The following is a 13,115-nucleotide window of genomic DNA, read 5'->3' as shown; positions in this document are numbered from 1 at the left end:
TTAGAATTTTATCATCAAGATACAGGAATCGGAGACGACGTTTTGGTCTGAGATTTAATTTAATCGCTGGCATTTACAACTACGAACTTGCTTTAGGCTATAATCAAGTAGCTGAATAAGACTTTTGCAGGAGGTCTAATCCTATGATGAGGCGTTTGTCAAGAGAACTAATGTTAAGATTGTTTTAGAAGGTCATGAAAGAAGCAATAGAAAAAGTCGTTTTAGCAATTAGGGGATAAAATTTCCGTCGAGAATAAAAATATTTGTTCCCTATCAAGTTGCGTCGATCTATGATATGGATAATCCATTTTTGTAGAAGCGTTATTTATGAATCAAAATCAGAGCGATAACTTTGACGATCAGAGCGATAACTTGGACGGACTGGAGAAATTTCTAGTTAACCGTCGAGCGGCCCCATCGTCTTCGAGCGGAAACAGAGAGCTAGATTACGATCGATTCTACGATGCTTGTGACTCTCTCAAACCCCTGAAAATGAATGATGAAGATAGGAAATATTACACCGACTTCGCCAGTGTGAGAGGCGGTAAAATTATTGACAGGATCAAGAAAGATGTTAAAACTTTGCAAAGAAGTGGCAATGATTCTAGTTATCAATTCTTTACAGGACATATTGGTGGGGGAAAATCCACCGAGTTAAATCGACTAACAGGAGAACTGCTTGAGGAGGGTTTCCACGTGGTTTATTTTATGTCTGATGAGTATTTAGATCCTCATAACGTCGATATTCCCGATATTTTATTAGCGATCGCTCGTCAAGTAGTAGAGAATTTGGAAGAGATAGATATTCGTCTATTTCCGGGCTATTTTCGCAGATTACTGGGAGAAATAGCTGGGTTATTAACCACCCCCTTAGAACTCGATTCCGTCAATCTAAGTTTGGGGGTAGAACTAGCGAAAATTTCGGCAGAAATCAAGACCAGTCCCAAGGCTCGTAATCAATTGCGTACCTTTCTCGACTCTCGAACCGCCTCTTTAATTGAGTCCCTAAATGATGAGATTCTCAAACCCGCCATCGAAAAACTAAAACAAAAAGGGAAAAAAGGTTTAGTGGTGATCGTGGATAACCTAGAACGAATCGCCAATCAAATAATTCCTAACTATAACTGCACCCAACCAGAATATATATTTATCAATCGGGGGAGCGTGCTGACTGAAATTAAATGTCATTTAGTCTATACTGTACCGCTGAGTTTACTTTTTTCTGCCCAAGCTGCGATACTTCTACAGCGCATTGGCAAAAGTACCTCGATTTTACCGATGATTTTGGTGGAAGAACGAGAAGGGACTGTTCACGAACAGGGATTGAAGTTACTCAAACAGATGGTGATGGCGAGAGCTTTTCCCGATGTGTCGCCAGAGGAACATCTAGAGCCTGATTTAATCACCCAAGTTTTCCAAGATGAAACCGTATTGAATCGCCTCTGTCAAATCAGTGGGGGTCATGTTCGTACCTTGCTGTTAGTCTTGCAAAGCTGTTTGCTGGAGGATGATTTGCCCATCTTACACAACATTTTAGAAAGAGTTATCCGCGAGTATCGAGACAATATACTGGTGGGGATCAGTAGCAATAACTGGGAGGTGTTGCGAAAAGTCGATCGAGAGAAACAACTTAGCAGCGATGTAGAGAATTATCAAGAATTCCTGCGACAATTGTGGGTTTTTGAGTATAGAGATGACCAAGGGCGATGGTTTGGCGTAAATCCCATGCTCAAAGAAACCGAACAATTTAAAAAAGAGTCTTCTAGACTAGGATAGAGATAGGCTCTCGTTCCCAGTTCCCTAACCCCACACTTTCCTAACCATGGTCGGTAACTATAGCGATGATGTGATTATGGCTGACAATGATCGGGCGGTAAAAGTCTTAACCCGTGCTATTCGTACTGGCATAGGCAAATTTTCTTTGAATTTAGCCCGTTGTAATTATTCTCAATTAAGAGAATCTATTCTCGATCGATTTCATCAAGAGAATAGCAGCTTCGATCTAGAAGAACTGACGCTCTCTCCACAAGCCACCAGACTTTTTGAGGAAATTGAAACTGTCTTGCGGCATCGGGAAAAAACACCATCAGCCCTAATTATTTTGGGGTTAGAACAAGTTGAAAGTCTTGAAACACTTTTTTCTAATTTTAATCAAGTTAGAACCCAGTTTCAAAACAGCTTTCAATTCCCTCTCTTGTTATGGGTAACGGATGAAGTGTTGGTTTCGCTCCGACAAAATGCACCGGATTTTGTTAGTGGAGGGAAGTCTTTTTCCTTTCACTGGACAACCACAGAGTTAAGTGACTTTTTGCATAAAGCAGCGGATGAGTTATTTCGTGCCGTGCTGCAAAATGGGGCGATCGGTTTTTTACCCTACACATCTATTAATAGTACAAAACTGGCTGATTATCGTCGCCGTTACCAAGAAATCGCCTCAGCTTGGCAGGAACTAGAAAGAAGACAGATTGAATTGGAACAGAAACTCAGAGCCAGTTATATTTTCGCTCAGGGAGGAGATTGTTATGACCGCTCCTTGAAACCGCAACCGATCGAAATGCGCGTTGAGCTAGTTAAACAAGCTATCGAAAAATATCAAGAAAGTTTAGTAATTTGTCAGACAATTGCCGAAAAAACCGCCGAAGGAACCCTCGATTATTGTCTTAGTCTTTGTCACCATCGTTTGGCTCTGTTAGAAAGCTCAAAAGCCAGAGAACATTGGCAAGAGGAGGAGAAATATCTCAGCAATGCCTGTCAAATCTTCGACAATAAAGATGCCGAGATCGCTGCTAAATTACGCAATGAACTGGGGGGGGTGTTACAAAATCTGGAAAAATGGCCAGAATTGTCCCAATTGGCTGCCGACTCGATCGCCCTAGATAGTCAGTTACAAAATCCACTGCCTCTCGCCCAAGATTATAGTTTTCAAGCCAAAATTGCCCTGGAAAAGGCCAAGGAAACTAAAGAAAAACAGGAGGAGATACTAGAAGCAAGAAAGGCGGCTAGTTTAGCGTTACAGGCCTTGAAAAGACTAAAAAGAAGTCCGGAAATCCAAAGATGGCATACTGCCCGTTACCTGTTGCTTCTGGCCCAGGCAAAAAAACATCTAGAGAAGTGGCAACTGGCGATTAAGACTCTCAAGCGCGCCTTGCAGACGATCGAGGATGCGAGAGATAAGCTGGCAGCCCACGATCACTATGAACCAGCACTACATATCGAAATTCTCGAAGAATTACAAGAGGTTTTTTTCCATCAGCGGCAATATGAGGAAGCTTTTCAGAAAAAACAAGAGATTTTGTTAGTTAAAGGGCAAAACGGGCTACTGGCCTTCGTGGGGGCTTCGAGTTTACGTCCTCCGGTTAGTCCCACGGGAGGAGAAGAAATTCCAGATCGGGCGATCGATGCCTCCGGTCGTCAGCAAGATGTGGAGGAAATTATCAGGAGGCTAAGTCCTCGGAATCAGAAAAAGCTGACGATCGTTCTTGGTCCATCAGGAGTAGGTAAAACTTCCATGCTAGAAGCGGGATTAGTTCCCCAATTAAGACAAGAAATCTTCGAGGGCTTGAAAATAATGCCCTTATTCTTGCGTTTATCAAAAACAAGAGATTGGAGAGAAGAAATTCAGCAGGAGCTAGAAAAAGAAAGAAAACTGCTTAATATTCATGCTTTAGTTCATGCAGAGTCAGAAAATACTGGGATCAATGCAGCCGTTGACAGGGATGTAGAAGCATTGATGATCGAGTGGCTGAAAGGTCAGCAAGATCAAGTATTTACCGTGTTGATTTTAGATCAATTTGAAGACTTTTTCTTTATTTGCAAAGATCCTCAAGAGAGGACGAGATTTTTTGATTTTTTAAAACAATGTTTCGGAATTAGCAATGTCTTGATTGTTATCTCGTTGCGAGAGGATTACCTGCACTATCTTCTCGAACTAGAGAAATATATTCAAGATAATCAGCAATCAGAAAGAACCACAGATGCTGATTATCAAGATGTCTTGAGCTATAAAAATCGTTATCCCCTTCATAATTTTACTAAGGAGAAAGCTAAAGAGCTAATTAGGGATTTAACCAGTAATTCTCAATTTAAGCTAGAAGATAATTTGATTGAAAAATTAGTCGATGATTTAGCGGGAAATACCGAACAGGTACGACCGATCGAGCTACAGATCGTAGGAGCGCAACTGCAAGAGGAAGAAATCAGCAGTTTGGCAGAATATATAAAATTGGCAGAGGGAGAGAATAGCCCTAAACATAGCTTAATCAAAAAATACCTTAATGATGTGGTTAAGGCCTGTGGAGAAAAAAATAAAGAGATAGCCGATCTGGTGTTGTACTTATTAACTGATGAAGATGACAAAAGACCGCTCAAAACCTTGACAGATTTTAGGGAAACTATCGAAGATAACGACGATATTCGATTGATTTTAGTCTTGGATATTTTTGTGCAATCAAAGCTAGTCGTAGTTTATAAAGAAACATCGGAAAAACAATACCAACTCCTGCATGATTATCTATCACGACTGATTCGAGAGCAATCGAAAGCGCGAGAGGAATGGTACAGGGCAAAGATTGATAAAATTTCCAGAGAAGCGGCAGCAGCCGAAGCTAGGGCAGCCGCTGCCGAAGCCAAAGTTAAGCTACAGATAGATTTAGACGAGGCAATCAAGGCAAAAAACGAGGCCGAACATCAGACAGAGAAGGCGAGAAAAAAATCATATGTGGTTGGTGCAATAGGTTTGATAATGACAATTGGCGCAATCATGTCGGGGTTGGCTTGGATAACTAGCGATCGTTTAACCAAGCAGAATAAAGCAGAAATAGATGGTGCGAGGGTCATAAAAAGTTTTAATTCAGGCTATGGGAATTTAGAGAACTTGTTCTTTCGCGCCTGGCAAGCTGGACAACAGTTAAACGAACTTGTGAAGACTAATTCTTCTCAAGGATTTGATAGTTATCCGACGACATCCCCTTTATTGGCACTTCAACAAACTTTCGAGACTATAGATAAACAGGATATTTATCGATACGATCTAGGCAAAGATGATAACGGTAAGTTTAGTAACATCATGGATGTTAATTTGCAACCAGATAAAAATATAGTTACTACTATTCATATTAATGGTCAAATTCTACAACGCCAGACTGATGCACAGGGAAACTACTCAAAACAGAAAGTGAAAGAACTTGCCAATATTTCTAATTTTACCTTTCAAGGTAAGAAGATAGAATTGAAGCAAATTAATCGCATTATTTTTAGTCCTGATGAGCAGAAAATAGCCCTAGTGATCGGCAAGAAAGTGCTGATTTGGAAAAATTGGGAATCGTCCCCAAAAGAACCAACTTATTACTATGAGCATCTAGGTAATGTCAATCTTCTCAAGTTTAGTCCAGATTCAAAATGGTTGATGACCGTATCGGAATCTCAAATCATTTTATACGATACAGTCAATCAGGAAAAAAGAAAATTACTCTGGAAGATAGAGGAAAAATCAGCATCAGCGAAACCCAGAGTTACTTTAGAAGATGTGACATCCCAAAAACATAGCCGACCATCTCGACAATCATCGGGAAATCCATCATCGATAATTTTGAGTGCGGATCTTAGCCACAATAAGAACAATCCAAAACTAGCTTTAGGATTTAACAGTGGTGAAACGGCGATAGTTGATTTAAATAACTTAGCGAAAATTAGGACTATTCAGCCCCAGGTACGAAAAGCGGTAATTGCTCTAGATTTTAATTTCGATACGCAGCTTTTGGCGATCGGCTTTGAAAATGGCAGTCTAGTCAATTTCGACTTGACAAATAATGAGATGAAATCATGCCCATCGGAAGGACTTGTCTTCAGTAAATTTGAATTTATGCCCGATAGTCTCCTAGCAATTGGCTATAGAAATGGCCTGCTAAAAATTATTAGTAGAGAATGTCAGAAATTATTTCAATTTAAAGCCCATGACCGCGAGATACAAGGACTGCAATTATCTGGTGATCGTCAATGGTTAACTACCAATTCAGAACTAGAAGTGCGTCGCTGGAAACTAGACCCACGCCAAGAATTTGCTGTTAATCGTAAAACTTCCCTATATCAAGCGAGCTTGAGCAGTGATGGCAAGCTATTAGCCACTGCCTCCAATACAGGCATTGAACTCTGGAATTTATCTGATCAAAAAGAACCAGATAAACCATTTTACTCCCAAAACAAGTCTAATGGAAATACTGATCCGATAACCAGCATTAGTTTTCAACCTAACAATAACCAGCCAGACCTTTTGGCCACGGGTTCCCGGGGGGGAATTCTTAGCCTCTGGAGGTTCCAATCACAAACTAACCACAGACTACGGGATCAAGCAGAGGTTTCTGTCCCTAATTCTGACCAGCCAAATTTACCTATCTGGAGTCTCACCTTTAGTCAAGATGGATCGTTGTTAGCAACCGGTTCCCGGGACGGTATCATTCAAATTAGGAGTGTGGCGGCTCTCTTGAAAAATGATACCACTCCTCTTTGTCGAATATCTATCAATAGTGACGTATTGAGTATTGCTATTCGCCCCGATAATCAACAAATAGCTATAGGTTCAGCCAATGGACGAATTTATTTATTGAATTTACTTGATAATGGCGGATGTGTTTCTAATAAACAATTGGAACCTAAAAAGGATTTTAGCCATTTTGCGGCGGTGGTCACTGTTCAATACATACCCTATAAAGATAATCAATGGTTGTTGGCAACAGGTTCCGATGATCTAACGGCTCGTCTGTGGAGCCTCGACGGTAAGGAAAAAGTTAGATTTGAAGATCATGATGGCTCCGTAAGAGGAATTGCTTATCTTCCCAAAGACAAAGTTTTGGTGACCGCTTCCGAGGATCGTTCGGTGCGATTATGGACTTGGAAAGATGATCTCGAATCAATAGACAGTTCACAACCACTAAGTGGAGAATTAATCGCAAAACATAATGGTCATATTCGACCAATCAGAGGTATTTTCTTCCGAGACCAACCTCGTCAACTCATCTCCATATCCACTGCACCTAAAATTCGTTTCTGGCCGATTCCAGAAAGTAAGGATTATTTACATTCGCTAATGGATAATGCCTGTAAAGAAGTTCCTAATATGGAAGAAAATAAGCAAGAAATGGAGAAGATTTGCTCAAAAATACCAAAGCAGCCATCAGAACCTTAATTGCCAAGAATTTAAACAATTCCTAATTGTTTCTCTAGAGCCTCTAAGATAATATCAGCAATAATTTTTTTGGTGTATCGACAATAGATTGTTTCTGTACTCCGAAAAGTGCCATTCTCATAGTATTTATTAGCGGGAGCGCCACCACCACAGAGCGAAAAATAAGGGCAGGTTTTTTGACACATTTTAACCCCTGCTTGGATATCTCGATCGAGTTTTTTAAACTTGTCAGTTTGGTCAATTGATCGCAGGTCGTGCTGAGTTATATTTCCTAAAATAAAATCGCCATAAACATCACTTTTCATGGATAATAGTTCTGGAGAAAAAGTCGAAAAATCCCCATTATGAGCGATATTAATCATGGTAAAAGGGGTGAATTGACCTTGAAAACTATACTTCTTACAGATCAGGCTGTAAAGATCATCAAATTCCCGAACTTGCAGGAGGTTTTCAGCTTCTTTAACCCTTCCATAGAATCTTTGCATAAAGTTGCGATAACGCTCGTCAACCCCGTTGTTTTGCAGAGAAGATGAACGATTTGTTCCCTCTATTTCCTCGATATTGAAACCCACATATCGAATCTTATTTTCGAGGAAAAAATCAAAAATCTCATCGGGATAATCTAAGGATATATCGCTCAAAACTGCGATAACAGAAAAGGGAATCTGATTATTTTGTAGTAACTTGATACCTCTCATTGTACTTGCATGAGTTCCCTTGCCGGTGCGAGTTCTACGATGAGCATCATGGATAAAATCCGGCCCGTCGATACTAACCCCTATTCTTAGGTCGTATTCTTTGATAAAATCACACCATTCTTGCGTGATCATTGTGGCGTTAGTTTGCAAGGAATGCTCGATTTGATAGGGATTAGGATTAATTTCTTGATTTAATTTATCGATGATTTGGATAGCAGCAGTATAAAAAGAAATAGGCACTGTTAGCGGTTCTCCTGCGTGCCAAACGATCGTAAATCCCCGCAAATCAATCAAATCACTAGCAAAAATATTTCTAAAAATTGGTTCTATCAGTTCTAGGGATAGTTTGTATTTTAGCTGGCGATCGGGCAAGTAACAATAGTCACAATCTAAATTACAAAAAGTTGTGGGTTGAATAACCACTAACTTGACTGAACCCTTTTCGGAAGGTTTATATCCCCAATTGTCTATATATTGTCTGAGAAGTTCAATCATTTTTACCCGTGGAATTATGATAATAGTTCTCGCTAAAAATAAGATGTAAGGTTTTTGTGTGTCAGGAGTAAGTGTATATAGACAAAAATTAGCCTTTACACAGGATTCAAAAATAAGAGTGGCTACATTTAAGCTATTTCAGGAGTGATAATTGCTCGAAAACTATTAGTAATTTCCCCAATTTGCCCAGTTTCTCCAGCCATTGTACCAATCGCCCCACTGTGCCAATCTTTGTTCTGATTGTTCCTCTAAATTATCTATTGGTTTATTCGGGGAGTCCGACGCATAATCTTGACTGTTTAATTCCTGTTTATGCAATTCTAGCTGTTCTCTCACCCGATCCAAACGTTCCTGCACACCCAACCTAGAGGCGGCCTTAGCTTCTATTGATAAGACTTTCGATTGACCGTAGCCGAAAAGTGTTGCTAGAGTCGTAGTCAGCAAAATTGCTAGTTTTTGCCAAAAGTTACGTTTCTGTCTCATAGTGCCTCGTGAAAATAATGTAATACATACTACAAATTGTTTGAGGATTTATCGATTAGCTTGAGGTTCATTACCCCAATTGTTCCAATTGTGCCAAGGAGTAGGGGGAGTGGGAATTGTACCCCCACCAGAACCGCCATCATCTGTTTTTTTAGCGATCGCTTGCCCCCCTATTTTAACCGATTTATCTAAAGTCTGTGGCTTTTCATCGATAATGCGCTGCCGACCGATCATTTCCCGAACTTTTGCTAATCGCCCCTCCAGATTAGACTGATGATCAGCCTGAGTATCGGCCGCTAATAGAGCTTTATTCCCACTAGGACTAAAAACAAAAGTGACGAGCGTGGCCAAAATCGTGGTTAATATTTTCGGAAGCAGATGTTTTAAATTCATACTACACCCAGGAGTTTGAATGGTCTAATTGTAGTCGCTCAAATTCAATCTGTAAACTTTTAGAGGGAGGAAATTAAGAATTCTGCTACATTAATGAATATTCTAGACGAGAGACAAAAAAATGACCCTCGATCGAGTGATCGTCGGTTGGCGAGAATGGCTCGATTTACCCGATTTAGGCATTACCAAAATTAAAGCCAAGATTGATACAGGCGCTCGCTCCTCGGCCCTACACGCTTTTCATCTCCACCCTTTTCTGGATGGCGATCGCAATTGGCTGCGCTTTCAAGTTCATCCCTACCAAAAAGATAGTCACCACACTGTCACCACCAGCGCAGAAATCCTCGAATGGCGACAGGTAAAAAATTCTGGGGGTCAAAGTCAACTACGTCCTGTTATTAGAACGAGTGTATTACTTGGCGGTCGTCAATGGGCGATCGAATTAACCTTGACTAATCGCGATGTCATGGGTTTTCGGATGTTATTAGGACGAGAAGCGCTGAAAAAAGGCTTTCTTGTCCATCCGAATAAGTCTTTTTTACTGAGTTAAGTTATATTTAGGGCTTGCGGCAAAAAGTTTTTCGGTGGGGGCAGGGTTTGATTCTAAGTGAGCAATTTTCCCTAATAAAGCAGCAAAATCCCCTGCTGCCCAAAAACTGGCCTTTTCTAACTTCCAAGTGCCGGGGGTGGGACTATTCCCCCTCCGTAGCCAATTGAAGAAATTAAAACCCGATGGCTCTGGATGGGTAAGATAGGGATAGAGAATTCCCCGACGGGCATAATCCGGACGGCCACCGCACCGATCGCCGCCCCCGTACCCATAATAATTAGCGTGCGTCGCTTCAAATTCCCGACTCCTAAGCTGGATAGATACGAATACGGCGATTCGGTTCCTCTCCGAAGCTATCGGATTGGAGACGGTAATGCTCGACTAATTCGTGTTGCATTTTCCGCACTTTCGCCGATCGCGGCAGTAACTCCACCGGTTGGCCGGTAGGAATAACGATTTGTTCCACCGCTAACCGGGCCTCCTCCAAAGCTTCGATCTCGTCATCGCTGCCGCTGCGGGCAAATAAACGCAGATCTGCACCTTCCTGATTCATCGGGTCATCAATGCCCAAAATCCGCTTTAAACCCCGAGAAATTTGGGGCATGGTATTGGATTTGATGCCGTGGATGGGAATTTGTCTTACTTTGGCAATTTGCCGCAATTTTGACTGATTTTTAACGTGGGAACGCAAGGCCAGCACTGCGTCGGCCTCCTGTAAATCTTTGGTCAAAACGATCGGCAAATCTAGGGCCTGTACTACCTGTTCGATCGGGGCGCGACTGACTCCGTAGGGATAGACATAAACCGGCCAATCTTCGCCATTGGGACCAGGGACGCGGACTTTTTCCGTTTCCGGTTCTTCCTGCAGCCAGGATTGTTCGAGGAGGCGATCGAAATCGTTTTCCCGGTTGAGTGGGCCTGCACCAAAACGGTCCACGGGAGTCATCCGGCCATCGGCCCGCCATCCCTTGGGTTTATCCATTTCCGGCAGATAATTGCCGCGCAAAGGGGTCAACTTTTCCGGTTTTGGTTCTTCCTGAGTGACCTGTACTTTTCCCTCCTCATCTACCCAACGGATTTGAGCAATTGGTTCGCGGCCCCGCAGCAGTTGGTCGATAGTAGTGGATACGTCTTCGTGGATGACCCAGCGCTGACGTTCCAACATTTCGATGGCAATTTCAAAGGTGGGCGGTGCTTTGCGTTCTAAAACGGTCTTCTGAGAACCCCGGCGGCGTGCTTCTTCGTCTCCGAGAGTTACTGCCTGAATTCCCCCGACTAAATCCGATAACGTCGGATTTTTAATTAAATTTTCCAATTGATTGCCGTGGGCGGTTCCCACTAACTGCACCCCGCGTTCGGCGATCGTACGGGCGGCCAGAGCTTCTAATTCCGTACCGATCTCATCAATCACGATCACCTCTGGCATATGGTTTTCCACCGCTTCGATCATGACTTGATGCTGCAATTCCGGACGGGACACCTGCATCCGACGAGCGCGACCGATGGCCGGATGGGGAATATCTCCATCTCCGGCGATTTCGTTGGAGGTGTCGATAATCACTACCCGTTTATTGAGATCGTCGGCTAAAACTCGGGCAATTTCCCGGAGAGCGGTGGTTTTCCCCACCCCCGGACGACCGAGCAAGAGCAGGGATTTACCCGTTTCCACTAGGTCGTTAATCAGGGTGATCGTACCGAAAACGGCCCGACCGATACGACAGGTTAAACCGATAATTTCCCCGTCTCGATTGCGAATGGCACTGATGCGGTGCAGGGTGCGTTCAATCCCGGCGCGATTATCGCCGCTAAAACTGCCCACCCTGGCGATCGAATACTGGATTTCTTCTTTTGAGATCGGTTCGTCCCCCAGATCGATCGCCCCATCGGGAAAACGCGCTTCTGGTATGCGTCCCAAATCCATAACTACTTCGATCAGTTGATGCTGCCGCGGGTGTTCCTCGATTTTGCCGCGAATCCGCGCGGGTAGAATTGCCAAGAGTTTGTTTAAATCGTCGGTAACTGGCATCCGAGAGGAGGGTAGGGTTTCTGGCATTAATAATAAAGGGTTTTGGCGATAATTGGCTGTTTTTATTTCCCAGATTTTCTTGGGGTCTAACACATTTATGGGTTAGTTGTCAATCAAAAAAATATTATAGTTTTTTGACCAAGGTTAGGCTTTTAATTGAGCAACGAGAATAGAAGCGGCTTTAACGGCTTCTTGGTAGGCTTGGGGGTCATTTTCAAGGTTAGGCTGGTCTAAATGCTCTAAAATTGGCAAAATCAATGAACGGGCGTAACTTCCATAGGCAATACCAGCGATTTTTTCTCTCAGTCCCAGTTGCTGTAATTTGGTCACGGTATGGTCATTGGTTCCCCCGGCTAACTGCACAAATCCGGCTAGATTGGTGGAAAGGACTTTTTTGGCCATGTTAATGGCCGGGTGGGTGGTTCCTTTGCCGATATCGCCGCTCATCGGTCGGCCGTCCGTCTGCCAAATCAGAGGACAGCTTAGGGGTGAAATAGTTTCTCGCAGATAGTGGAGGTAATCAATGATATATTCATGATCTTGGCAACTTATGGCGAGGATTTTTAGGTTTTTACTGACAGTTGCGAGCGCTGGCCAGAGTCGAGCAAATTCCTCTCCATGACCGACTTGGGTATGAATTTCGATCGCATCGACTCCCATTTCGATAATTAAGGGGATAATTTCTTGGGGTTGACAGACACGGGATTTTGTCTCGATTATTTGCCGGGGACAAACGGGTAAGCAGCGACCGCAACCATAACAGCGCTGTTCGATCACTCCTCCCCTATCGATAGCATAAGCGGGACAGATTTTTTCGCAGGGACGGGGACAATCGACCGGACAGAGTTGCGGGTTAAAGATAGCTTTACGAAAGTGGGGATCTTCCCCGTCATTGAGACTGACCATTAACCAAGGTCGTCGATTGGGAGGTAATCCAGCGATTTTTTCGGCGGTTTCGATGCCTTCTTTGGCCGCAACAATCACGGCTCGGTCGGCGGCCACATCAATACAATCGGCTCCGGCGATAGTATAGGTCAAAGCGAGGTTGCGAATCGTGGGCAAATCTTGGTAACTAGCTCCACAGATTAGCTTGAACCAGTGACCCGCAACTAAGGACCAGAAGGGAGAGGAGTTTTTATCTAGCACTTTTTTATCGAAAATTTGGGTTAAAACCCCGTCCTTTGAGGACGGCTTTAAGCTACAATGGAAAAAGCGATAACCAAGCTAAAAACTGAACCTTGACAACAGATAGTAGGGGGTTTCGTTCAGAAAAGACTTCAAATTCGGCCT

9 protein-coding genes and 1 pseudogene are annotated in these 13,115 nt (G+C 42.9%); 4 read left to right on the top strand and 6 right to left on the bottom strand.

All coding sequences use genetic code 11. The annotated features are described in order from the left end of the window. The 3 genes and pseudogenes from IM479_RS08630 to IM479_RS08620 form a co-directional block, all read left to right on the top strand. Window positions 1-119 (top strand): annotated as a pseudogene (locus IM479_RS08630) (IS5/IS1182 family transposase); the annotation flags it as partial. Between the two features lie 208 nt (window positions 120-327). After that, window positions 328-1,776, top strand: coding sequence for a hypothetical protein (locus tag IM479_RS08625; RefSeq protein WP_287685570.1), 1,449 nt, complete (start codon window positions 328-330; stop codon window positions 1,774-1,776). 46 nt (window positions 1,777-1,822) lie between these two features. Further along, window positions 1,823-7,180 (top strand): nSTAND1 domain-containing NTPase, encoded by a 5,358-nt coding sequence (locus IM479_RS08620; protein ID WP_287685568.1) that lies wholly within the window; start codon window positions 1,823-1,825, stop codon window positions 7,178-7,180. A gap of 11 nt (window positions 7,181-7,191) precedes the next feature. On the opposite strand, the gene grrM is transcribed toward IM479_RS08620, so the two are convergent. The 3 genes from grrM to IM479_RS08605 all read right to left on the bottom strand — a co-directional run bounded on the left by grrM (window position 7,192) and on the right by IM479_RS08605 (window position 9,249). After that, window positions 7,192-8,373, bottom strand: a complete 1,182-nt coding sequence (gene grrM, locus IM479_RS08615) for a cyclophane-forming radical SAM/SPASM peptide maturase GrrM/OscB (protein ID WP_287685567.1) — start codon at window positions 8,371-8,373, stop codon at window positions 7,192-7,194. A gap of 165 nt (window positions 8,374-8,538) precedes the next feature. Continuing rightward, window positions 8,539-8,856 carry a hypothetical protein gene (locus tag IM479_RS08610; protein WP_012267488.1) on the bottom strand — a complete coding sequence of 106 codons (318 nt, stop codon included), beginning with the start codon at window positions 8,854-8,856 and terminating at the stop codon, window positions 8,539-8,541. Window positions 8,857-8,904: 48 nt separating this feature from the next. After that, entirely contained in the window at window positions 8,905-9,249 is a 345-nt protein-coding gene (locus IM479_RS08605; protein WP_012267489.1) for a hypothetical protein, read from the bottom strand. 121 nt (window positions 9,250-9,370) lie between these two features. On the opposite strand from IM479_RS08605, the gene IM479_RS08600 reads away from it, so the two are divergent. Next, complete coding sequence (locus IM479_RS08600) at window positions 9,371-9,799, top strand: ATP-dependent zinc protease family protein (protein WP_287685565.1); 429 nt, start codon at window positions 9,371-9,373, stop codon at window positions 9,797-9,799. Between the two features lie 116 nt (window positions 9,800-9,915). Here IM479_RS08600 and IM479_RS08595 read toward each other — a convergent pair whose 3' ends face one another. From IM479_RS08595 to ldpA, 3 genes are all read right to left on the bottom strand, one after another. Continuing rightward, window positions 9,916-10,095 carry a hypothetical protein gene (locus tag IM479_RS08595; protein WP_287685563.1) on the bottom strand — a complete coding sequence of 60 codons (180 nt, stop codon included), beginning with the start codon at window positions 10,093-10,095 and terminating at the stop codon, window positions 9,916-9,918. A gap of 11 nt (window positions 10,096-10,106) precedes the next feature. Further along, window positions 10,107-11,852, bottom strand: coding sequence for a R3H domain-containing nucleic acid-binding protein (locus IM479_RS08590; protein WP_502692589.1), 1,746 nt, complete (start codon window positions 11,850-11,852; stop codon window positions 10,107-10,109). Window positions 11,853-11,969: 117 nt separating this feature from the next. Next, the gene (gene ldpA / locus IM479_RS08585; protein ID WP_286823977.1) at window positions 11,970-12,971 is read right to left on the bottom strand and encodes a circadian clock protein LdpA; all 1,002 of its coding nucleotides are present in this window, start codon (window positions 12,969-12,971) and stop codon (window positions 11,970-11,972) included. Window positions 12,972-13,115: the final 144 nt, after the last annotated feature.

Source organism: Microcystis sp. M165S2, assembly GCF_020245885.1.
GTDB lineage: Bacteria > Cyanobacteriota > Cyanobacteriia > Cyanobacteriales > Microcystaceae > Microcystis.
This window is presented reverse-complemented; position numbering and strand designations above follow the sequence as displayed.

Bases quoted from the DNA above. Each gene is read 5' to 3' on its own strand.
- IM479_RS08625 (WP_287685570.1), top strand. From the start codon at position 328: ATGAATCAAAATCAGAGCGATAACTTTGACGATCAGAGCGATAACTTG.
- IM479_RS08620 (WP_287685568.1), top strand. From the start codon at position 1,823: ATGGTCGGTAACTATAGCGATGATGTGATTATGGCTGACAATGATCGG.
- grrM (WP_287685567.1), bottom strand. From the start codon at position 8,373: ATGATTGAACTTCTCAGACAATATATAGACAATTGGGGATATAAACCT.
- IM479_RS08610 (WP_012267488.1), bottom strand. From the start codon at position 8,856: ATGAGACAGAAACGTAACTTTTGGCAAAAACTAGCAATTTTGCTGACT.
- IM479_RS08605 (WP_012267489.1), bottom strand. From the start codon at position 9,249: ATGAATTTAAAACATCTGCTTCCGAAAATATTAACCACGATTTTGGCC.
- IM479_RS08600 (WP_287685565.1), top strand. From the start codon at position 9,371: ATGACCCTCGATCGAGTGATCGTCGGTTGGCGAGAATGGCTCGATTTA.
- IM479_RS08590 (WP_502692589.1), bottom strand. From the start codon at position 11,852: ATGCCAGAAACCCTACCCTCCTCTCGGATGCCAGTTACCGACGATTTA.